Here is a 20,795-nt window from a genome sequence, read left to right as displayed (position 1 = left end):
CAGATAGACGGGGTGGGTCGTAGGTCCCGCGACATGCGCAGCAGCATCGGACGATCAAACGACGACAGTGGCGACAGCGCCCCGTCGAATCACCGGGCCGGCGGAACGTCCGGTCAGCCGACCGGCCATTCTCCCGTCGGCGCGCCGTCGGGTGCGATCCCCACCGTCTCCGCGAGTCGGGTGATCCGCTTCCGGTTCGAGATCCGCAAGCCCGGGTTGCCGCCGCGAGTGCCGATCAGGGTGGGCGCGATCCCGGTGCGCATCAGCGCGGTCGACAGCGGCGCGTAAGTCTCAGGGGCGGTCGGATCCAGGCCCAGAACGTAGTGCGCGCCGTCGGGACGACCGCCGGCCAGGGTCCACAGCCGCAGAGCGTGCGGAGTGGGCGTCCAGCCCTCGGGTACCGACTTCACCGCGCCGGTGGTCCACGCGCGATGCAGCGCCGTGATCCGCGGGTTCGCCTCGGTCCGGGCGATCGGCTTGCCCTCTTCGGATTCGACGATCTCCGCCTCGAGACCCGCACCGCGGATCTCATCGCAGATCTCGTCGGCACGCCACTGGTCGGCGACGACCACCGACACCCGGGCACCCCAACTCGTGTGGACCGACTGACCTTGTGCCGCAAGCAATCCAGCGAGATCCGCGATCGCGGGATCTTCAATCTCCGCAGAGAAAAGCGACATCTGACTCACGCGTACATCGTACGGCCCCAATGTGACAGTTCGGTCTCTGTGGCGTGATGCGAGCGGCTGTCTTCGCACCAGTCCGCATCCAGTCGCACCACTTGTGTCTCCCGCACTCGGTCGCGACCGAGTGCGGGAACTGAAAGCGGTGCGACTCGGTCAGACGTGGTGCGGCTCGACGTCGGGCGCGCCGCCGTCGGACCTGAAACCAAAAAAGACCGGACTCCCGGCCGCTGACGCGGTCCGGGAGTCCGGAAGAAGTCTTTAGTCGAACCCTGACGGGTTCAGTGGAGACTTAGAGGGCGTGAACGCCGGTGGCCTGCGGGCCCTTGGTGCCCTGACCGACCTCGAACTCCACGCGCTGGTCCTCTTCCAGGGTGCGGAAGCCGTTGCCCTGGATCTCGGAGTAGTGGACGAAGACATCGGCGTCGCCGTCGTCAGGCGCGATGAATCCGAAGCCCTTCTCCGCGTTGAACCACTTCACAGTTCCCTGTGCCATTTACTGCATTCCTTTACATTGCATTGCATCTCCCGCCGCAACGGAGCCGCGACGGGGGCCTGTTCCGACCGCCATACTTCAACGAGCCTCGCCGGGTGGCGATGGAACCAACTGCAGTACACCGGCCGCAACGAACTCTGCCTGGGCTGAGCTTGCGACCACCACAAGCTAAGCATGTTCCCGGCCGCAATGACACCCTTGTGCGGCAGGTCGCTCACCGACACGCCGATTAGGGCCCTAAGTCCCTGCGTATCATGGGTGATTCGGGAGCTTCCAATCCACGACGTCAGGACGCGAAACACGATGGGGCAGGCCAACTACGGCAGAGAACTGCTCAGTCGCACTCTCGCCGGAGTTCCTGAGGAGACCTCCCCGCTGACACACATGGCCGTGATCGATTCACGGTTGGCCGAATTCACCGACTGGCCCGCCTGGGTGCATCCCGCGGTGCGCGACGCCTTCGTCGAACGCGGCCTGACGAAGCCGTGGCGCCACCAGTCCGACGCCGCGACGCTCGCGCACGAGGGTCGCCACGTCTGCATCTGCACCGGCACCGCCTCGGGCAAGTCGCTCGCCTACCAGCTCCCCGTCCTGACGACCTTCGCCGAAGACCCCGCTTCGACGGCGCTGTACCTCTCTCCGACCAAGGCGCTCGGCACCGACCAGCTGCGCTCGGTGGCGCAGTTGATCGCCGGTCGTCCCGAGTTCATGCATCTGGCACCCTCGTCGTACGACGGCGACACCGATTCGGAGCTGCGACAGTGGGCGCGCATGCATTCGCGGTGGATCTTCACCAACCCCGACATGTTGCAGATCGGCATCACCTCCACCCATCCGCGGTGGCGCGCGTTCTTCGCCAGGCTGAAGTACATCGTCGTCGACGAGTGCCACCACTATCGCGGCGTCTTCGGCTCGCACACCGCGCTCGTCCTGCAGCGGACCCTGCGGATCGCCCGCAAGTACGGCGCCGATCCGGTGGTCATCGGCGCCAGTGCGACGGTGTCGAATCCCGCACAGGCGCTGTCCCGGCTGATCGGTGAGGACGTCGTCGCCGTCACCGAGGACGCCTCACCGCACGGCGCCCGGACGGTCGCCATGTGGGAGCCCGGCTTCCTGGACGAGGTCACCGGCGAGAACGACGCGCCCGTCCGCCGATCCGCGGGTTCCGAGGCGGCCCGACTGCTCGCCGACTTCGTCATCGAGGGCGCCCGCACCCTCTGCTTCGTCCGCAGCCGTCGCGGCGTGGAGATCACCGCCGTGCGCGCCAAGCAGATCCTCGCCGAGACCGCACCCGAGTTGGTCCCCCGCATCGCCGCCTATCGCGCCGGATACCTCGCCGACGACCGCCGCAAGCTCGAGCACGCCATCTCCGAGGGCGAGCTCCTCGGCGTCGCGACCACCAACGCCCTCGAGCTCGGCGTCGACATCTCGGGCCTGGACGCGGTGGTCGTCGCAGGCTACCCGGGGACCGTCGCGTCGTTCTGGCAGCAGGCCGGTCGTGCCGGTCGACGCGGCGAGGGGTCGATCGTCGTGATGATCGCGCGCGACGACCCGCTCGACACCTACCTGGTCCACCACCCCGACGCGCTGCTGAACCGGTCCGTCGAGGCGACCGTCACCGACCCCACCAACCCCTACGTCCTGGGTCCGCACATGCTCTGCGCCGCAGCAGAATTCCCGCTGACCGAGGACGACGTCGCGATGTTTCACGCGGAACAGGTGGTCGCCGACCTGACCGCTGAAGGGCGGCTCAAGCGCCGCAAGGCCGGCTGGTACGCGGCCGCGGGCCTGGATCCGCACGGCGACATCGACATCCGCGGCGGCATCGGCGGGCAGGTGCTGATCGTCGACGCCACCAGTTCCCGACTCCTCGGCACCGTCGACACCGCCCGCGCGATGACGTCCGTCTATTCCGGCGCCGTCTACCTGCATCAGGGCGAGAGCTTCGTGATCGACGAGCTCGATCTCGACGACGGCCTGGCCCTGGCCCACCCCGAGGAGCCCGACTGGACCACCTCGGCCCGTGAAGTCAGCGATGTCACGATCATCGAGACCCACGATCGACGCAGTTTCGGGCCGCTCACGGTCGCGAGCGTTTCCGTCGAGGTCACGAACCAGGTCGTCGGCTACCTGCGCAAAGCCCTGTCGGGAGAGATCCTCGACTCCGTCCCCCTCGACCTTCCCGAACACACGCTCACCACTCGCGCGGTGATGTACACGATCACCCCCGAGTCGATGATCGACGCGGGCATCGCTCTCGACAAGTTCCCCGGCGCCCTGCACGCGGCCGAGCACGCCGCCATCGGCATGCTCGGTCTGGTCGCGACCTGCGACCGCTGGGACATCGGCGGCCTCTCGACCGCACTGCATCCCGGGACGGGGCTGCCGACGGTCTTCGTCTACGACGGCTACCCGGGCGGCGCCGGGTTCGCCGACCGCGGCTACGAGGCCTTCACCGACTGGATCGCGGCCACCGACGTCGCCGTCTCCTCGTGCACGTGCACGTCGGGCTGCCCGTCGTGCGTGCAGTCCCCCAAGTGCGGCAACGGCAACGAGCCGCTCGACAAGGAGCACGCGATCAAGCTCCTCCGCCTGGTCGGACGACTGCACGCCTGAGCATCGGGTCACGCCTCCACCGGTCCGGCCCGTGCGACGGCCGTCGCATCGTGGACCCCGAACCGCCCCAGTCGAACCGACACTGCGACGCGGACCTGAACGTCGTCGCCGTCGACGATGCAGTCGATGATCCGCGGCGCTCCGTCCTGCCTCGCCACCAGACGCGTCGCCTCCTCGCAGCCGTCGCCGTCGCCCGACAGCTGCGCCGACGCACCGGCCAATGCCGACAGATCCGCCGCCGACTGCGCCCGATGCCGGGCGACGACCGCTCCGCCCAGGTACAGCGCCGCCACCAGCAGGAAGGCGAGTCCAGCGATCACGCCGGCGCCGGCAACCGTCGAGAAGCCCTCGTCATTCCGTTTCACCAGACGCCGCCCCGCCGGCCTCGACGCCGTCCGGTTCCCGCGCGGCGACGGCTCGCGCCGACACCTCGACCATCGGCAGGAGCGGAACGTCGACCGACACCACGACAACCACTTGGTCGGCATCACCGCCCACCTCGATCCCAGCCCCCTTCGGCGCGACCGCCGCCCCGACGCGCCGCGCGGACTCGACGCCCGCCGCCGTCAGCCGCGCCACCTCCCGTGCCGCATCGGTACAGCGGATCTGCGCCGACACCCCCATCACCGCTCCGACGCCGAGCAGCAGGAATACCGCGATCGCCGCCATCGCATACGCGGCCTCCACCGAGACCATGCCCGCCTCGTCGCATCGCAGTCGGCGCGCGAGCACGACGACCCGGCGCATCACCGCTCACCCCGTCGTGGTGCTGAGCGCCTTGCCGATGATGCCGGTCAACGCACTCATCACCGAGTCGCCGGTGACCACCGTGTACAGCAGCGCCCCGAAGGCCGCCGCCGCAATAGTCCCTATTGCGTATTCCGCTGTGCTCATGCCCTCTTCGTCGGCAGCGAGCCGCATCGTGAGATCCCCGATCTCCCTGCAGCGCTGCGCAATCGCCTCTCCGATAGCCATGACATCCCCTGAAGTCCGATCCTCCACCCGTGGGTGCTTGCACTCCTTTAGACGCAGCGGAGGACGGTTCGGTTCCGAAAGGCACGCGTCGGCGTGTCGCAGATCAGGCCCCGCAGGTTCTCGAATTCCCGAACCTGGCCGAGCACCAGTCGCCGAAGTTCAGCATGTGCAAGACGGTGACACCATCCTCCTCGGAGGGTTGGATCGACCCGGTGAACGACTGACCGCTCGAGTACCCCAGGGGCGGCCCGTGCCGATTCGTCATCGTCACGAGCGTGATCCGGATGCCGTCACCCGCCGAGCCCCAGTCAGCCGTCCAGTTCTCGACGTCTTCGGCCCCATCGGCGAGGACTACGGTCGCGGTGCCGTTCGGGTTCAGTGTCAGCTGTCGACCGTGCCCGCGCCAGTAGCCGTAGTAGTCCGCCAGCGGATGCGTCGACGACGGCTCGCTGGTCGGCTGCTCAGTGACGACCGGCCGGGTCGCAGTGACAGTGGGCGCAGCGGACTCGGTCGGAGCCACCGTCTCCGGCGTCGTGTCTGTTGCCGGGGAGGTGGCGGTGACCGGCGCCGTCTCCGTCACGGTGACGACGGGTGGGGAGGAGCCGGCGGTATCCGCTGTGCCGGTGTCGCTGTTGCACGCGGTGGCCCCGCCCACCACGAGTGCAGCCGCGACCACCGCGGTGGTCCATCGGATGACTGCGTGCGTTTTCATGGATCGAGCGTGCGCTCGACCCACACGCTTCGGGAAGTGCTGCAACCGCAGAATCTGCTGGTTGAATGACAAGCGGCCTCAGGCGACGCGGAACGGCACCGACCCCTTGCTTCCGTAACGATGACCGAATCGCTCTTCGAGTTCGGCGCCGGTGATCACTTCGACATCGAACTTCTTCTTGATGCAGTCGACGGCTCGCTCAGCGAACTCCACCCGATCAGCGCCTTCGAACACGAGCCTGGTCGGGAACTCGGGAACCTCAGCGGCCCCCCGATATGCCACCAACCATGCGTCGCCGAACTCGCCCAGCGCGTCGACGGCAGCCTCCAACTGTTCAGGACCAGGTCCTGAACTTGCGGCGAACACCACCTCGCGGCTACTCACGCCGCCATCCTACTGCCACACACTGGCGGCCACCCCTGATCAGCACGACGATCTCATCAAGGTTGACCCCGACTTCGACCAAAGCCGACGCAACCGCCGCCGCAGCATCCCGGGCGCTGCCGTTCGTAGCTCGCGCATCGATCACTCCTCGCCGACACTCATCCACCGATCGCACGATCACCCCTCGCTCTCGAAGCCACTCAGCGATGCGCCGTTCGTCCGGAAACTCGTCGAAGTACGTCCAGCGTTCGCCATTCCGGTCCGGCGCGACCTTGCCCCATCCCTCGAGCTGCTCTCGCGACAGCACACGCCCGTCGTCTCGGGTGCCACCCGTCCGCGCAATGACGCGCACGTCAATCGGCAAGTCATCGTTCGCTCCGAAGCCGTCCACACCTCACAACCCGACCAGCAGATCCGACGCCAATCCGATCACCACCGGCACGATTCCGAGGCATACGAATGCGGGCAGGAAGCACAGGCCCAGCGGACCGCTGATCTTGACGCCTGCGCGCTCGGCGGCCTCCAGGGCCTCGTTCTCGGCACGACGACGCGTCCCGTCGGCGAAGCCCGAGATCGCCTCCGCGAGAGCCGCTCCCGCGCGGGAGGCGCGACGGATCAGGGCGGCCAGGTCGGCGAAGTCGTCATCATCGGATCGGTGGGCGGCCCACGCCCGCTCCGGGTCGGAGCCGAGCGCCAGGAGGTCTGCGGCCCGCAGGAACGACCGCCCGAGCGTCGGCGGGGACGCGTGTGCCGCCACCTGTGCGGCCGTCGCGACGGGCAGTCCGGCACGGAGGCAGACGGCGAGGGTGTCGTAGCCGGCGGCGAGGTCGAAGGGATCGGGATCGCCCGCGCCCTCGGGCTCCTGCCCTTGCGGTCCCGAACTGCCGACGACGCGCTGCAAGACCCAGTCGGGCGGCGGCCAGGCGATGACCGCGGCGGCCGCCAGGATCAGGACCAGCGTCATCGCGACACCACCTGATCAGTGATCCGCGCGGACCACAGCACGCCCCCGACGGACAGCCCGGTCCCGATCACCAGCAGGATCCCGCCGACGGAGGTCCGCAGCAGCACGCCGACCGGTCCGGCGCCCATCGCCTCGCCGAGGAGCAACCCGAGGATCGGGAGGCCGGCCAGGACCCCTGCGGTCGCGCGCGGACCGGCGAGACCCGCCCGCGTGCGAGCTGCGAACTCCTGCCGCGCCACCAGGTCCGCCCGCAGCGCCGCCAAGACATCGCCGATCGGCAGGCCGTACCGCAGCGACGTCGACCACGCCTCGGCGAAGCGTCGGACGGCAGCCGACGTCGTGGAGGCGATACCCGGGGTGCCGCCGAGTTCGGCGCGAGCGGCCATCCGGGACAGTTCGAGCCCCACCGGTCCGTCGCCGTCGGCCGACACCAGTTCCGACGCCGCCGCCCGACATGCCTGAACGACGGGCGCTCCGACCGACAGCTCGGCGCCCATCACCGCCAGCGCCGCCGTCAGATTCCGCAGGTCCCGATCGGCTTCCGCGGCCCGCTCCGCCCGTCGCCGCTGTCTCGTCACCAATCCCGCGACCAGCATCGCGGCGATCGCCGGCGCCGGACCGAAAGTCACGACCGCCGCGACCGGGCCTGCCCACACCGCCGTCCACGGATCCCAACGACCACCCGGTCCGCGCTCGGAGACTCCGGCCACCGAAGCCAGTCGACGATGCACCTCGGGGACCGGCCACAACACGACGACCCCCGCCAGGGCCATCAAGAATACGGCCGCGATCATCGTCGTTCCCGGATCAGCTGGTCGAGGTGCTCGCGCCGATCGGTGAACCCGGTCACCCGACGCCACGCGGGCACCACCGTCACCAGCCCGGACCGATCGCGCTCCACGAGACCGATCTCGCTGAGCCCACGCGCACCGGACCGGTCGCGAGCCACGCCGAGGATCACCTGGATCGCCGGTCCCAGCTGGCTGTGCAGAGCGGTCCGTTCCATCCCGCCGAGCGCCGCGAGCGCCTCCATCCGCGCGGGCACCTCGGTGATCGAGTTCGCGTGCAGGGTCCCGGCGCAGCCGTCGTGCCCGGTGTTGAGGGCGGTGAGGAGGTCGATCACTTCGGCGCCGCGCACCTCGCCGACGACGATCCGGTCGGGCCGCATCCGCAGGGCCTGCCGGACCAGCGTCCGCACGGTCACCTCCCCGACGCCCTCCACGTTCGGCGCACGGGCGACCATCCGAACCACGTGTGGATGGCGCGGTTCCAACTCGGGCGCGTCTTCGACGCACAGGATTCGATCACCCGGATCCACCAGTCCCAGAAGGCTTCCCAACACCGTCGTCTTCCCCGCACCGGTCCCGCCGACGACCAGGAAGGCCAGGCGCGCGGTCACCACCGCACGAACCGTCTCAGCCACCTCGGCGGGCACCGAACCGCTGTCGACCAGACTCGCGAAACTGTGAAAGGCACCGCGCAGCACTCGCAGCGAGATGCACGTGCCGTCGGGCGCCAGCGGCGGGATCAGCGCATGCAAACGGACCTGCACACCTGCCCTGCCGAGCCCCGACAGCCGCCCGTCGACCCACGGCTGCGCGTCGTCGAGCCGACGTCCCGCACTCAACGCGAGCCGAGCCGCCAGGCGTCGCACCCCCGCCTCGTCGTCGAAGACCACCTCGGTCAGTTCCAGACCGTCGCCGCGGTCGGCCCACACCCGCTTCGGCCCCACGACCAGCACGTCGGTGACGGACGGGTCGGCCAGCAGGCCCTCCAGCCGTCCGACGCCGACCATCTCCGTCTGCAGGTAGCGCAGCGCGGCCAGGAGATCGGTGTCGCCGAGGAGTCCGCCGGATTCGGCGCGGATGGCCGCCGCGATGACGTCGGGCGACGGCGCCGACACCGGCCCCGTCACGTCCGAGGCGAGCCGCTGCCGAACGCGGTCGAGCAGGTCGGGGTTCACAGTGGCAGCCATGCCGGTCATCGCGCACCACTTCCAACGCGCGCGCAGACGGTCTCGGCGATCCGGGTGAGCGGCGAGAACCGTCGCACCGTGAGGCCACCCGATTCGCAACGCGCTGCGAGACCGCCCTCGGGCCGATACTGCCCGAGCAACGGCAGCCCGACGGCGTCGGCGACCTGCCTCCCCCGCAGGCCGCTCGGTGACGGTCCGCGGACCAGCAGGACCGGCTCCCGGCCGTCCAGCATCCGGGCGACGGTCCGGCGCGTCGCCGCCACCGCGGGCACGGTCGCGGTCGTCACCACCACGATCAGATCCACCGAGTCGACGATTCCGGCCGCCACCGGCCCGGGTTCCCTGCCGACGTCCGCGATCACGACGTCGCCCGCACCGCGGCTCGCGTCGAGGACGGCCAACACGGTCTCCGGTCGCAGCGGCGACGGATCACCGCGGGCACCGCACAGCACCCCGACCCCGCGGGTCCGCGGCACGGCCGCACGCAGTGCGGCACCGCCGATGGCACCGGTCTCACCGTTGACGTCGGGCCAGCGCAGGCCGGACTCGGCCTCCACCCCCAGCAGGAGATCCGCACCCGCTCCGGCCTGGTCGACGTCCATCAGCAGGGTGGGCGACGACCGCGCAGCCACCAGCGCGACGGCGGCGGCCAGGGTGCTGGCACCGGCGCCTCCGTGCCCGCCGATGACGGCGAGCGCACCTGCCGGATGCCGTCGCGGCTCACGCACCCGGGTGAGCGCGGCGACCAGAGCGCCCTCCTCATCGGGGAGGACGAAGCCACCGTCGGCGCCGAGCACCAGCCCAGCCCGCCACGGCACGCCGTCGTCGCCGGGTGGTGCGACGGCGAAGAGTCCGGTCCGACGCGGGAGGCCGAGATCGCGCAGCACGTGCAGCGCCGCCGCGTCGGCCACCACCGCGGCGGCCCGCAGCCACTGATGGCGGCACCGCGCGGCGTCGCCCACCACCATCGTGTAGCCGGCGGCCGCGCTGCACCGCGCGAGGTCGTCGTGGAACTCGTCACCCGCCAGAACCAGCAGCACATCGCTCATGCCACCGAGGGTGCGTCATCGCCGCCGATCCGTGAAGTGTGTCATCCACAGGCTCCGGCAGTTCTATCCACAGGCCCGCGGCCCGTGGTCTCGACGAGGGGCGGCGGTCCCCTACGACTGCCCGGTGAACGGCGGCACGAACTCGCACGGCACCGTCACCGGATGGGCCGGGTCGAGTGCGTTCAGCGCGAAGTACGCGGCGCGACGGGAGCCGGCGATCGCCATGTGGTCGCTGTAGTCCTGCGAGCAGGTGTCCTGCACGACGATGTTCTTCACCTGCTCGCCCTTGCGCGCTCGCACGTATCCCGCCGTGTAGGGCACCACGGCCTCGTCGTACCGCGTCATGATGTTCGTGTACTTCACACCCTTGACGTACGGGCTGCCGCCGCGCCAGATCTTCTTGTTCATGCTGGACCCCGGCAGCATGCCGCCGCAGCCGATGCACATGGGCATGGGAACGTCGCCGAGGAGCCGACCGAGTTCGCTCATCTGCGGGGTCAGCGACCCGGTGCCCTTCCACAGCGGCGCGAGCGAGATGTAGTTGGTGACCTTGTCCGCCCCGCCGAGATACTTCAGGTAGTACGTGGGCATGTACGTGCCCTGGGAGTGACCGATCAGGTCGACCGTCTTCGCGCCGGTCGCCGCGCGGACCCGCTTGACGAACTTCGCGAGCTGGGCCGCACTGACCTGAATCCGGTCCATGCCGCCGACAGCGGTGAACGGCCACGGCAGCCCGGGAAGCGCCCCGTAGGTGAGGGCGAAGACGCAGTAGCCGCGGTTCTTCAACATCGGCACATAGGAGCCCCAATTGGTGGTCTTGGCGCCACCCGTTCCGTGCACCAGGACCACCGGTCGCGGATGCTCCGCGGTCGGCTTGCACGAGAAGTCGTTGGAGCCCGGCAGGGAGCCGCCGGGATGCTGGAGCTCGTACGGGATGCCGCCGAAGAAGTTGTAGTTCTCCGGTAGTTTCGGATCGGCCTGCGCGGGTGCGACAACGGTCAGCACCCCCAGCAGGACCGCGCAGAGAGTGACGATCAGACGTCCGATGTGCTTCATGTCAGAGGTCCCCTGGAGGTCGCACGGAGACGACGCGCACGTGCGTGTCGTCGGATCGTACGAATCTACGACGCGAAACAGCCAAGGGTGAGACAATTGGAAAATTACGTCTCGAATCGCCTGCGATGCCGCGGCGAAAAGGCTCAGAAATAGGGACGACCCCGGCCAGGGGGGAGGAGGCCGGGGTCATCAGCGTTTCAGCCCCGGGGGGTCGGGCTGAAAGCTACCGGTGTGAACCGGATATCTACAAGCTACACGCGTCGACGCGAACATTGCAATACCAACTATCTGGACGCTCCTGTTCGGTCCGTCACACTCTCCCACAATTCTTATGGCCGTCGTAGGATTTGCGCTGTGACCTCGACGTCATCGCCCCGAATCGCAGCCTTCTTCGACCTCGACAAGACCGTCATCGCACGGTCGAGCGCCCTGGCGTTCACCCGCCCGTTCTTCGAGGGCGGCCTGCTGACCAGACGCGCCATGCTCAAATCCGCCATCGCCCAGTTGCAGTTCCTGTTGACCTCGGCGGAGGCCGACCAGGTGGAGCGGCTGCGCAAGCACGTCACCGACATGTGCCGCGGATGGGATGCAGCGCAAGTCCGCGAGATCGTCTCCGAGACCCTCGACGAGGTGGTCCGGCCGACGATCTTCACCGAGGCCGCCGAACTGATCGCCCGACACCAGGCCGCCGACCACGACGTGGTGCTGATCTCCGCGTCGGGCATCGAGATGGTGGAGCCGATCGGCGAGCTGCTCGGCGCCGACTACGTACGCGCCAGCATCATGCGGATCGAGGACGGCCATTACTCCGGCGAGCTCGACTTCTATTGCTACGGGGAGGACAAGGCCGTGGCGATGCGCGCGCTCGCCGACGAACACGGCTACCGACTCGACGACTGCTTCGCCTACTCCGACTCCAGCACCGACCTGCCCATGCTCACCGCGGTCGGACATCCCGCGGTGGTCAACCCGGACAAGGCCCTGCGCCATCACGCAGCCGAAAACGGCTGGGAGATCTTCGATTTCCCCAATCCGATGCCCCCGCCGGCCTGGGCGTCGAAGCCCGTACTGACCCGTACTGCGTTGTGTGCCACAGGGATCGGCGCAGCCGCTGCGCTGGCGATCATCTACTCGATGCGCCACGGGCGAATGCCCAGGTCAGAGGCCGCTTAAAGATTTTCCGGAAAGGGCTTGATGTGACGACGGTCACCGTGTAGAAATGAGTTACGGAACCCCGGACGGCAAAGCTTCTACCGGAAGAGAAGGCAGAAGCCCCCGGATCGGCAAGTTCCCAGCACGGGCGGTAAGCATCCCACGCGGAGCGCGCCGCATTGGCAGAAGCGTTGTGCGCTTGCGATATTGGGGACATTATTCGTTCCTCGCGTTGGTCTTCGATCAACCTTCGAGCAACGGGCAGATGTCCGCTTTCCCTCGCCTAGGCGATCACACAACCCACATATGCACGCATTGGTCGTTTACGTCCGTGCTTGCGGGCGGCAACCCACACCGGAATTCCGGCAGGGAGGCCGCCCGCATATATGTGTGCCCAGGGGTCGGCGTGCGTCCGTCGTTCCAGCCCGTGTGCGGGGTTTCGACACGTCCCTCCGCTTCGCTCCGGATCGGCTCAACCAGCGAAAGCAGCGCCCAAGGTCGGCTCGACCAGCGGCCGAGTCGCCGAGAGTTCAGCCGCGGGCCGCGTCGGCGATCGACTTCGCCTCCTCCGCGCCCTTCACGAAGCCGTCGCAGCAGAAGATGATCCACGCGGCGAGAGCCTCCGGATCACCGGACGCGAAGGCGGTCGACAGTTCGCGGTACTCCCCCACCCGCTTGTACCAGGCGATCTCGGGAACGCAGAGCAGGTGCGGATCAAGTCCGGTGGTCGCCGAGACCAGTCGTGACGCGGCGCGCGCGACGACACCGTTCGCCTGGTCGAAGGGCTCCAGCACCAGGATGTCTCCGTGCACCACCGCGGCCAGCACCGGCGCGGGAACCGACGTCGCTCCGGTGACGAGCTCGCCGAGGAACTGCAGACGCTGCGCGATGTGCGGTTCGGGTCGTGGTCGGCCGAGTGCGTCACGGTCCTCCACCAGATCGGACGCCGCCAGCATGTGCAGCCGCGCGAGATACTGCAGCGGTGCGCGGCGGAACACCGCGACCGCCGAATCGATGAGCTCGCCGTCGAGGGTCTGCGCGACGCGGATCGCGCCGGCGGCGACCGGATCGCCGAGGTCATCGCGAGAGATGTCGGTGGTGGCGCCGTCGATGGCCGCAGACAGGCGACCGGCCCGCCACGACGCCTCCCGCGAGGTCTTGTCCCACTGCCGCATGTTGATCGGGTGCCGGTGGGCGGCGCTCACCGCATCCCGTGCGCGGTCGGAGGCCTCGCGGACGCCGGGGAGGTCGAGCAGGGGTGCCAGCGGATCTTCACTCACCCGATCCAGAGTAGGCCGTGTTGGATGAGTCCACTGCCTTGGATCGGTGGATCCGATGGACGGCTGGCAAGGCGGAGGAGGGAGGCATAGCGGTAGCTATGTCGACCGACGACAACGCAGCCAGGCGTCCATCGGGCCGCCGAGACAGGCAAAGGGACTCATCCGACACGGCCTGGGCGAAAGCCCCGTACCAGCCGCCGATCGGCAGTAGTCTGCATCGTCGTCGGCCCGAACCCTGCCGCCGATCGCGGACCACCGACCGTTCATCGCGCGCAACCCGCATGCAACCGATGCGCCGTCACACTGCGATGGTGACGTGACTACCTTCACATCAGAAGGTTCCTGCCGAACCGCGCCCGGTCTCGTCACGAGATCGCCAGATGAATGAACTCGATAGATGAATGATCTAGGGAAAGGCACAACCACGATGTCCTCGAGCGCAAGCAAGGTCTACCCGCCGTCACCGGAGTTCGTCGCCGACGCGAACGCGACGAAAGAAATGTACGACCGCGCCGAGGCCGATCCGTTGGAGTTCTGGGCCGAGCAGGCCCGCCGCCTCGACTGGGAGACCCCGTTCGGCGACGTCCTCGACTCGTCGGACGCCCCCTTCTTCAAGTGGTTCATCGGCGGCAAGCTGAACGTCGCCTACAACTGCGTCGACCGCCACGTGGCCGCAGGCAAGGGCGACCGCGTCGCCATCCACTGGGTCGGCGAGCCGGGCGACTCCCGCGACATCACCTACAGCCAGCTCAAGGACGAGGTCTCGCAGGCCGCGAACTACTTCGCCTCGATCGGCCTGCAGACCGGTGACCGCGTCGCCATCTACATGCCGATGGTCCCCGAAGCCATCATCTCGATGCTCGCCTGCGCCCGCCTCGGCCTGACCCACTCGGTGGTCTTCGCCGGCTTCTCCTCGGCGGCGCTCCGCTCGCGCATCGACGACGCCGAAGCCAAGATGGTCATCACCACCGACGGCCAGTACCGCCGAGGCAAGCCCGCTCCGCTGAAGGAGGCCGTCGACGAGGCCGTCGGCACCGGCGCCGACGCCGCACCGTCGATCGAGAAGGTCCTCGTCGTCCGCCGCACCAACCACGACCCGAACCTGAACTGGGTCGAGGGCCGCGACGTCTGGTGGGACGACACCGTCGGCGAGGCCTCGCCGAACCACGAGCCGGAGTCCTTCGACGCCGAGCACCCGCTGTTCCTGCTATACACGTCCGGCACCACCGGGAAGCCGAAGGGCATCGTCCACTCGTCGGGCGGCTACCTGACGCAGGCCAGCTACACCTTCCACAACGTCTTCGACCACAAGGAAGGCCGCGACGTCTTCTGGTGCGGCGCCGACATCGGCTGGGTCACCGGCCACACCTACCTCGTCTACGGTCCGCTCTCGAACGGCGCCACCGAGATCATCTACGAGGGCACCCCGAACACGCCGAACGAGCACCGCCACTTCGAGGTCATCGAGAAGTACGGCGTCACCACGTACTACATCGCACCGACCCTGATCCGCACCTTCATGAAGTGGGGCCGCGAGATCCCCGACGCGCACGACCTCTCCTCGCTGCGTCTGCTCGGCAGCGTCGGCGAGCCGATCAACCCCGAGGCGTGGCGCTGGTACAACGAGGTCATCGGCGGCGGCCGCTGCCCGATCGTCGACACCTGGTGGCAGACCGAGACCGGCGGCATCATGATCTCGCCGCTTCCGGGCGTCACCGAGACCAAGCCCGGCTCGGCCATGCGTCCGCTCCCCGGCATCAGCGCCAACGTCGTCGACGACAACGGCAACGCGGTGGCCGACGGCGAGCAGGGCTACCTGGTCCTCGACAAGCCGTGGCCGGGCATGCTGCGCGGCATCTGGGGCGACGACGCCCGCTTCAAGGAGACCTACTGGTCACGCTTCGCCGAGCAGGGCTGGTACTTCGCGGGCGACGGCGCCCGCTACGACGAGGACCACGCCCTCTGGGTGCTGGGCCGCGTGGACGACGTGATGAACGTGTCCGGCCACCGCATCTCCACCTCCGAGGTGGAGTCGGCCCTGGTCTCGCACTCGGCCGTCGCCGAGGCCGCCGTCATCGGCGCCGCCGATGAGACCACCGGCCAGGGCATCGTCGCGTTCGTGATCCTGATGGAGGGCACCGAGAACTCGGGCGACGCGCTGATCGCCGAGCTCCGCAACCAGGTGGCCACCGACATCTCGCCGATCGCGAAGCCCCGCGAGATCAACATCGTCCCCGAACTGCCGAAGACCCGCTCCGGCAAGATCATGCGCCGTCTCCTCAAGGACGTCGCCGAAGGCCGCGAACTGGGCGACACCTCGACGCTGGTCGACCCGTCCGTCTTCGAGGCCATCCGAGCACGCCAGAGCTGATCCTCCGGCACCCGTGACGACACCGCCGACCCGACGCGCACGACGCGGGGTCGGCGGTGTCGTTTCGTCGTACGGGTCGACGTGGCAACATGAGACCGACCACCGAACATCAAGGGAGTACTCGTGAGCGGAAATTCCGACACCTGGCCGAGTGAACCGAGCAACCAGCCTCGCGTTCCGTCGATTCCGCTGTCGGACGCGAACCTGGGCCCGAACGGGGAGCCGACCATCGGCAACCTCGTCAAGGATGCGACGGCGAGCGCCTCCACCCTGTTCCGCGCCGAGATCGCCCTCGCCAAGGCCGAACTGGTCCGCGAGGCCAAGAAGGCGGGCATGGGCAGCGGCCTGATCATCGTCGCCGCCGTCCTGCTCCTCTACGCGAGCCTGTTCTTCTTCGTCTTCCTCGGCTTCCTGCTGGCGATCTGGCTGCCGGAGTGGGCCGCGTTCGGCATCGTCTTCCTGGTTCTCCTGATCGTCGCGATCGGCTTGATCCTGGCAGGCTATCTGTTCCTCAAGAAGCTGCGGGCACCCGAGAAGACCATCGAATCGGTCAACGAACTGTCGTCGGTGATCCCGGGCCGCGGCGATTCCACGGGCGGCATGGCGCATCCGCAGATCCCGCCTGCCCACGATCCCATGCGCAGCTGATCGTCCTCCTCGGTTGACCACTGCCACTCCTCCCCCCGACCCGACACTCGTCCGCTTCGACGGACCCTGGCGGCACTTCGACGTCCGCGCGAACGGTCTGCGCTTCCACGCGGTGGAGACCCAGCGGTTCGTCGCCGACCGACCGCTGGTCCTCCTGCTGCACGGGTTCGGCGAGTTCTGGTGGTCGTGGCGCCACCAGCTCGAAGCACTGACCGACGCCGGGTACCGCGCCGTCGCCGTCGACCTGCGCGGCTACGGAGACTCCGACAAGCCGCCACGCGGGTACGACGGCTGGACTCTTGCCGGCGACACCCACGCCCTCATCCGGTCGCTCGGCCATTCGACGGCGGCCCTGGTCGGCCACGCCGACGGCGGCCTCGTCTGCTGGGCGACGGCCACCCTGCACCCGGCCGTCGTGAACCGCGTCGCCGTCCTGGCGTCGCCGCATCCGCGCGCGCTGAAGCACGGCGTGCTCCGCAATGCGGAGGAGCGGTCCGCGTTCCTCGCCCCGTTCCTGCACAACCAGCTCCCCCGGCTGGGCGAGCGACGCCTGACCCGCGGCAACGGCGCCTTCGTCGAGCAGTACTTCCGGGAGCGGTCGGGGGCGGCGTGGAAGGAGACCGACGACTTCGCCGAGGCCGTCACTCGCAACCGCATGGCGATCCAGATCCCCGGGGTGGCGCACTGCAGCCTCGAGTACCGCCGGTGGGCGTTCCGCTCACAGTTCCGCACCGACGGCTGGCGCTTCATGGACTTGATGAACAAGCAGCTGCGGATCCCCATCCTCGCAGTCCGTGGCCGCGACGACGAGTACATCCTCGACTCGCTGATGGCGGGCAGCCGCCGATGGGCGTCGAACATGGACTACCGGATCCTGTCGGGCGCAGGCCACTTCGCGCACCAGGAGGTGCCCGCGGAGGTCAACGCGCTGCTGCTGGAACTCCTCGAGCGTCCCTGACCCCCGGTCCGGCCCCACTGTCCTGACGACGCCGGCCGCGGTCGTCAGGAACGCACGCACTGCTGGGTGCTGACCTCGGCGTTGTTCTTCTCCGACGCGACGAGGTCCTTCTGCACCTGCTGCGCGGTGAGGACGAAGCCGGTGTCGTCGGTCGGGTCCTCGGCGGCACCGAAGATCACCCCCAGGACATCGCCGTTCGGCGCGATCATCGGTCCGCCCGAGTTGCCGGACCGGATGCTGCCGCGGACCGTGTAGACCTCGCGCTCCACCTTCCGCGGGCTGTCGAAGATGTCCTGGCCGTTCAGGTTCACGATGTTCCGCACCCGCAGCGGGGTCACCGTGAACGGGCCGTTCTCCGGGTAGCCGAGGGCGATCGCATCGTCGCCCGTCGAGGCCTGGTCGGCGGCGAACTTGAGAGCCGGTGCCCGCAGCCCGGGCACATCGAGGACGGCGACGTCGTTGCGCGGATTGAACCAGACGACGGTGGCGGGGAGGGTACGACCGCCGACGGTGTGGACGCTGACCGTGTCGGTGCCCGCGACCACGTGCGCGTTGGTCATGACGCGTTCCGGGGAGACGACGAAGCCGCTGCCCTCCAGGGCTTGGCTGCACATGTGCGCGACGCCGGTGATCTTGATGACGCTGGGCCGTGCCGATCGCACACCCGGCTGATCGACCAGGCTGGGATCGGGGACGTCGACGGTCGCGACGCGGGTCTCCCCGAACGGCCCGATGACCTCCTTGAGGCCGGAGCTCTCGACGAGCTCGGTGAACTCGTTGGGGATGTTGCGCACCCATTGCGGCGCCACCCGGTCGACGGTCTGGATGACCGTCGAGTCGTCGATCGCCGACGCGATCTTCAGCTGCTCGGAGCTGCGGAGCGGGAACGCCAGCAGCCAGGCGGCGATGATGATCGCCACCACCTGCAGGAGTGATCCCACCCAGCTGTCGACGCGCCGCAGTCCCGGCGAGTGGATGCTGCTGCGGGCCGCGCGACCGAGCACCATGCCTGCGATCTCACCGATCACGACCAGCAGGACGATGAGCATGATCCCGACCAGCAGCCGCAGCCGCTGGTCGTCGAAGCGTTGGATGATGATCGGCGCCAGCAGGATGCCGGCGACGGCACCCAGGACGACGCCGAAGAAGGCGAGGGCCGACGCCGCGGCCCCCTGGCGGTAGCCGCTCAGGCCTGCGAGCAGCGCCACCCCGAGGATCACCAGGTCGACCCACAACGATCCGCTCATCGATCTCCGTTCGGGTCGGCGGCGGGGACTCCGCCGGGCGGCGGGTCCACGAATCCGGACACTTGACGGCCGCCGGTCTCGGCGATCATCTGCTCCAGCGGACGCACGTCGTCGGTGTCCCACGGGACGTCCCACCCGGCGGCCTCGCTGATCGCGGCGATCAGCCCGCCGGTGAAGCCCCACACCAGCATGCCCTCGTGCATGAAGGCGGGCCCCTTGTAGACGCGGACGCCGGCGACCGATCGACTGACCTGGAAACGGTTCTCCGGGGCCAGGAGTTCCCGAAGGTTGGCGCGGCTCACGCGAGCCGTCTCACCCTGATCGACGGCGTAGACGTGCGTCGGGTGCGCCCAGTGCGCGAGCACCGGATGCACTTCGAAACCGGTCGGCACGGGGAAGCCCGGAAGGTTGGCGAGCACGGTGACACCGTCGTCGACGAGCCCGGTCTCCTCGTTGGCCTCGCGCATCGCGGTGCCGACCGGGTAGTCGTCGCCCGGGTCCCGGCTTCCGCCGGGGAAGGCGACCTGCCCGCTGTGCGTCCGGAGTGTGGCCGCGCGTTCGGTGAGGAGGACGTCCGCGTCGAGCGGCAGCCCGCCGGGCGACGTCGGGTCAGGATCGAAGGACCCGGACATCAGGACCAGCACCGCCGCGCGGCGCTGCGCCTGGAAGGCCGCCGCGAGCCGGGCGCGTCCGCCGCCCCGGTTCAAGACCTTCTCGTTCACGATGTACGGGTCGTCGGTGACCGCACGCAGCCACGGTGGGATCTCCTCGCGGGACACCAGCGCACCGATCCGGATGTCCCTGTCCTTACTCATCGCGGTCCCCATTCATCGATCACGGTCCTCACTCATCCCGCGACCGGCACGTCGACGCCGAGGTTCTCGCGAACCGCTGCGGCCAGCTGCTGCTGCGAAGTGAACAGCTGTGGAAGCACCTTCGCGACGGTGCCGTCGGCGCGCACGAGGATCGTCGACGGGAACACGCGCGGCGCGCCGAGCGCCTTCGCGATCGTCCCCTCCGGGTCGGTGACGACGGGAACGTGCACCCCGACCTCCTCGAGGAACTTGAGGACGAAGACCTGGTTGTCGCCGCCCTCCCTGGCGTGGACGGCGAGAACGTTGAGACGATCACCCGCCTGCTGGGAGAACTGGTCGAAGATCGGCATCTCCTTGCGGCACGGCAGGCACCAGACCGCCCACATGTTGATGACGAGCGGCTTGCCCGCGGTCGCGACCCCGAGGTTTACCGGAGCGCCGGACTGCATGCACGGCGCCGTGACGCCGGCGAGGACCGCGTCGGGGCCGGGCGCAGCGGTTCCCGCCGGGCACGGGCGCAGCGCCGCGTCGGTGCGGAGCCGGGACATCTCGTCGTCGCTCACCTGCGGGACGGTGGCGCTCGGGGTGGCGGTGGCCGACGTCGGCGCCTCGTCGGACGGCTTGTCCCGCGGCCACAGCGCCACGATGAACGCGAGCGCGATGACGACGAACACGATGGTCGCGCGAGCCGCGGGCTCCTTCAAGAACTTCACTCGGTGACTCCAGCGATACGGAGCAGGTGCTCGGTCTCCGGTCCCTTGACCAGAGCCGCGGCCTGCCCCTTGTCGGTCGGCCCCTCCCCGTACGACGGGCAGTCCTTGGCCAGGACGCACACGCCGCACGCGGGTTTGCGGGCATGGCACACGCGGCGGCCGTGGAAGATGATGCGGTGCGACAGGTCGGTCCAGTCACGCTTCTCGAACAGTTCACCGATCTCCCGCTCCACCTTGACCGGATCGGTCTCCTCGGTCCAGCCCCACCGTCGGACCAGGCGACCGAAGTGCGTGTCGACGGTGATTCCGGGAACGCCGAAAGCGTTGCCCAGCACCACGTTCGCGGTCTTGCGGCCGAACCCGGGCAGCTTCACGAGTTCCTTCAGGGTGTGCGGAACCTCGCCGTCGTACTGGGACACCAGCGCCTGCCCGAGGCCGATGATCGAGTTCGCCTTGTTCCGATAGAACCCGGTGGAGTGGATCATCTCCTCCAGTTCCACACGGTCGGCCTCGGCGTACGCGCGTGCATCGGGATACCTCGCGAACAGGGCGGGCGTCACCTGGTTCACACGCACGTCGGTGCACTGCGCGGAGAGGATCGTGGCGACCGACAGTTCCAGCGGCGTCGTGAAGTCCAATTCGCAGTAGACGTGCGGGAACGCGACCTGCAGCGATCGGTTCATTCGCCGCGCACGTCGGAC

23 protein-coding genes are annotated in these 20,795 nt (G+C 68.8%); 5 read left to right on the top strand and 18 right to left on the bottom strand.

Translation table 11 applies throughout. The features are described 5' to 3' along the window. Positions 1-113: 113 nt before the first annotated feature. On the bottom strand, positions 114-689 hold the full coding sequence (locus ACH46_RS02115) for a hypothetical protein (protein WP_062391476.1): 576 nt from the start codon (positions 687-689) through the stop codon (positions 114-116). A 286-nt stretch (positions 690-975) separates the two neighbouring features. Continuing rightward, a complete protein-coding gene (locus ACH46_RS02110; RefSeq protein ID WP_009679429.1) occupies positions 976-1,179 on the bottom strand; it encodes a cold-shock protein in 204 nt (67 codons plus the stop codon). A 303-nt stretch (positions 1,180-1,482) separates the two neighbouring features. Between ACH46_RS02110 and ACH46_RS02105 the strand changes: the two genes are divergently transcribed. Further along, the gene (locus ACH46_RS02105) at positions 1,483-3,795 is read left to right on the top strand and encodes a DEAD/DEAH box helicase (RefSeq protein ID WP_062391475.1); all 2,313 of its coding nucleotides are present in this window, start codon (positions 1,483-1,485) and stop codon (positions 3,793-3,795) included. 8 nt (positions 3,796-3,803) lie between these two features. Here the strand turns inward: ACH46_RS02105 and ACH46_RS02100 are convergent, their stop codons facing one another. The 11 genes from ACH46_RS02100 to ACH46_RS02050 form a co-directional block, all read right to left on the bottom strand. Beyond that, the gene (locus ACH46_RS02100; protein ID WP_226995731.1) at positions 3,804-4,160 is read right to left on the bottom strand and encodes an Rv3654c family TadE-like protein; all 357 of its coding nucleotides are present in this window, start codon (positions 4,158-4,160) and stop codon (positions 3,804-3,806) included. Next, a complete protein-coding gene (locus ACH46_RS02095) occupies positions 4,147-4,542 on the bottom strand; it encodes a TadE family type IV pilus minor pilin (protein WP_062391474.1) in 396 nt (131 codons plus the stop codon). Before ACH46_RS02095 ends, ACH46_RS02100 begins: the two co-directional genes overlap by 14 nt. Positions 4,543-4,548: 6 nt before the next feature. Continuing rightward, the gene (locus tag ACH46_RS02090; protein ID WP_062391473.1) at positions 4,549-4,770 is read right to left on the bottom strand and encodes a DUF4244 domain-containing protein; all 222 of its coding nucleotides are present in this window, start codon (positions 4,768-4,770) and stop codon (positions 4,549-4,551) included. Positions 4,771-4,873: 103 nt separating this feature from the next. Further along, complete coding sequence (locus ACH46_RS02085; protein ID WP_062391472.1) at positions 4,874-5,482, bottom strand: RodZ family helix-turn-helix domain-containing protein; 609 nt, start codon at positions 5,480-5,482, stop codon at positions 4,874-4,876. A 78-nt stretch (positions 5,483-5,560) separates the two neighbouring features. Beyond that, positions 5,561-5,866, bottom strand: coding sequence for a hypothetical protein (locus ACH46_RS02080; protein ID WP_157850985.1), 306 nt, complete (start codon positions 5,864-5,866; stop codon positions 5,561-5,563). Next, positions 5,859-6,257, bottom strand: coding sequence for a hypothetical protein (locus ACH46_RS02075; RefSeq protein WP_062391470.1), 399 nt, complete (start codon positions 6,255-6,257; stop codon positions 5,859-5,861). Before ACH46_RS02075 ends, ACH46_RS02080 begins: the two co-directional genes overlap by 8 nt. Before the next feature lie 3 nt (positions 6,258-6,260). Continuing rightward, a complete protein-coding gene (locus ACH46_RS02070) occupies positions 6,261-6,830 on the bottom strand; it encodes a type II secretion system F family protein (RefSeq protein WP_062391469.1) in 570 nt (189 codons plus the stop codon). Then, positions 6,827-7,624 (bottom strand): type II secretion system F family protein, encoded by a 798-nt coding sequence (locus tag ACH46_RS02065; RefSeq protein WP_062391468.1) that lies wholly within the window; start codon positions 7,622-7,624, stop codon positions 6,827-6,829. Before ACH46_RS02065 ends, ACH46_RS02070 begins: the two co-directional genes overlap by 4 nt. Further along, positions 7,621-8,805 (bottom strand): TadA family conjugal transfer-associated ATPase, encoded by a 1,185-nt coding sequence (locus ACH46_RS02060; protein WP_062394852.1) that lies wholly within the window; start codon positions 8,803-8,805, stop codon positions 7,621-7,623. Before ACH46_RS02060 ends, ACH46_RS02065 begins: the two co-directional genes overlap by 4 nt. 5 nt (positions 8,806-8,810) lie before the next feature. Continuing rightward, complete coding sequence (gene ssd, locus ACH46_RS02055) at positions 8,811-9,854, bottom strand: septum site-determining protein Ssd (RefSeq protein WP_062391467.1); 1,044 nt, start codon at positions 9,852-9,854, stop codon at positions 8,811-8,813. A 111-nt stretch (positions 9,855-9,965) separates the two neighbouring features. Next, on the bottom strand, positions 9,966-10,910 hold the full coding sequence (locus tag ACH46_RS02050) for an esterase/lipase family protein (RefSeq protein WP_062391466.1): 945 nt from the start codon (positions 10,908-10,910) through the stop codon (positions 9,966-9,968). Positions 10,911-11,264: 354 nt separating this feature from the next. Between ACH46_RS02050 and ACH46_RS02045 the strand changes: the two genes are divergently transcribed. Continuing rightward, a complete protein-coding gene (locus tag ACH46_RS02045; RefSeq protein WP_062391465.1) occupies positions 11,265-12,083 on the top strand; it encodes an HAD family hydrolase in 819 nt (272 codons plus the stop codon). Between the two features lie 509 nt (positions 12,084-12,592). Here ACH46_RS02045 and ACH46_RS02040 read toward each other — a convergent pair. Next, entirely contained in the window at positions 12,593-13,342 is a 750-nt protein-coding gene (locus ACH46_RS02040; protein ID WP_062391464.1) for a Fic family protein, read from the bottom strand. Between the two features lie 427 nt (positions 13,343-13,769). Here ACH46_RS02040 and acs point away from each other — a divergent pair, with 427 nt between their 5' ends. From acs to ACH46_RS02025, 3 genes are all read left to right on the top strand, one after another. Then, entirely contained in the window at positions 13,770-15,713 is a 1,944-nt protein-coding gene (gene acs, locus ACH46_RS02035; protein WP_193392933.1) for an acetate--CoA ligase, read from the top strand. A 123-nt stretch (positions 15,714-15,836) separates the two neighbouring features. Next, the gene (locus ACH46_RS02030) at positions 15,837-16,361 is read left to right on the top strand and encodes a phage holin family protein (protein WP_062391462.1); all 525 of its coding nucleotides are present in this window, start codon (positions 15,837-15,839) and stop codon (positions 16,359-16,361) included. A gap of 13 nt (positions 16,362-16,374) precedes the next feature. Further along, entirely contained in the window at positions 16,375-17,319 is a 945-nt protein-coding gene (locus tag ACH46_RS02025; protein ID WP_062391461.1) for an alpha/beta fold hydrolase, read from the top strand. A 44-nt stretch (positions 17,320-17,363) separates the two neighbouring features. Here ACH46_RS02025 and ACH46_RS02020 read toward each other — a convergent pair whose 3' ends face one another. From ACH46_RS02020 to nth, 4 genes are read right to left on the bottom strand one after another with little or no spacing between them, the layout of a single operon-like run. Further along, positions 17,364-18,566: a MarP family serine protease gene (locus tag ACH46_RS02020; RefSeq protein ID WP_062391460.1), complete on the bottom strand. Its 1,203-nt coding sequence runs from the start codon at positions 18,564-18,566 to the stop codon at positions 17,364-17,366. Continuing rightward, entirely contained in the window at positions 18,563-19,381 is an 819-nt protein-coding gene (locus ACH46_RS02015) for an NUDIX hydrolase (RefSeq protein WP_193392932.1), read from the bottom strand. Before ACH46_RS02015 ends, ACH46_RS02020 begins: the two co-directional genes overlap by 4 nt. Before the next feature lie 32 nt (positions 19,382-19,413). Further along, on the bottom strand, positions 19,414-20,094 hold the full coding sequence (locus ACH46_RS02010; protein ID WP_062391458.1) for a TlpA family protein disulfide reductase: 681 nt from the start codon (positions 20,092-20,094) through the stop codon (positions 19,414-19,416). Beyond that, complete coding sequence (gene nth / locus ACH46_RS02005; protein ID WP_226995836.1) at positions 20,091-20,777, bottom strand: endonuclease III; 687 nt, start codon at positions 20,775-20,777, stop codon at positions 20,091-20,093. The genes ACH46_RS02010 and nth overlap by 4 nt, the downstream gene beginning before the upstream one ends. Positions 20,778-20,795 lie beyond the last annotated feature (18 nt).

The sequence above is a fragment of the Gordonia phthalatica genome (assembly GCF_001305675.1).
In the GTDB taxonomy this organism is placed as follows: Bacteria; Actinomycetota; Actinomycetes; order Mycobacteriales; family Mycobacteriaceae; genus Gordonia; species Gordonia phthalatica.
Note: the sequence above shows the minus strand (reverse complement) of the source record. Positions and strands in the feature narration are given on the sequence as shown.

What these genes read in the sequence shown, in the direction of transcription:
- ACH46_RS02110 (WP_009679429.1), bottom strand. Translation starts at nt 1,179, where the DNA reads ATGGCACAGGGAACTGTGAAGTGGTTCAACGCGGAGAAGGGCTTCGGA.
- ACH46_RS02105 (WP_062391475.1), top strand. Translation starts at nt 1,483, where the DNA reads ATGGGGCAGGCCAACTACGGCAGAGAACTGCTCAGTCGCACTCTCGCC.
- ACH46_RS02095 (WP_062391474.1), bottom strand. Translation starts at nt 4,542, where the DNA reads ATGCGCCGGGTCGTCGTGCTCGCGCGCCGACTGCGATGCGACGAGGCG.
- ACH46_RS02090 (WP_062391473.1), bottom strand. Translation starts at nt 4,770, where the DNA reads ATGGCTATCGGAGAGGCGATTGCGCAGCGCTGCAGGGAGATCGGGGAT.
- ACH46_RS02085 (WP_062391472.1), bottom strand. Translation starts at nt 5,482, where the DNA reads ATGAAAACGCACGCAGTCATCCGATGGACCACCGCGGTGGTCGCGGCT.
- ACH46_RS02070 (WP_062391469.1), bottom strand. Translation starts at nt 6,830, where the DNA reads ATGACGCTGGTCCTGATCCTGGCGGCCGCCGCGGTCATCGCCTGGCCG.
- ACH46_RS02065 (WP_062391468.1), bottom strand. Translation starts at nt 7,624, where the DNA reads ATGATCGCGGCCGTATTCTTGATGGCCCTGGCGGGGGTCGTCGTGTTG.
- ACH46_RS02060 (WP_062394852.1), bottom strand. Translation starts at nt 8,805, where the DNA reads ATGGCTGCCACTGTGAACCCCGACCTGCTCGACCGCGTTCGGCAGCGG.
- ssd (WP_062391467.1), bottom strand. Translation starts at nt 9,854, where the DNA reads ATGAGCGATGTGCTGCTGGTTCTGGCGGGTGACGAGTTCCACGACGAC.
- ACH46_RS02050 (WP_062391466.1), bottom strand. Translation starts at nt 10,910, where the DNA reads ATGAAGCACATCGGACGTCTGATCGTCACTCTCTGCGCGGTCCTGCTG.
- acs (WP_193392933.1), top strand. Translation starts at nt 13,770, where the DNA reads ATGTCCTCGAGCGCAAGCAAGGTCTACCCGCCGTCACCGGAGTTCGTC.
- ACH46_RS02020 (WP_062391460.1), bottom strand. Translation starts at nt 18,566, where the DNA reads ATGAGCGGATCGTTGTGGGTCGACCTGGTGATCCTCGGGGTGGCGCTG.
- ACH46_RS02015 (WP_193392932.1), bottom strand. Translation starts at nt 19,381, where the DNA reads ATGAGTAAGGACAGGGACATCCGGATCGGTGCGCTGGTGTCCCGCGAG.
- nth (WP_226995836.1), bottom strand. Translation starts at nt 20,777, where the DNA reads ATGAACCGATCGCTGCAGGTCGCGTTCCCGCACGTCTACTGCGAATTG.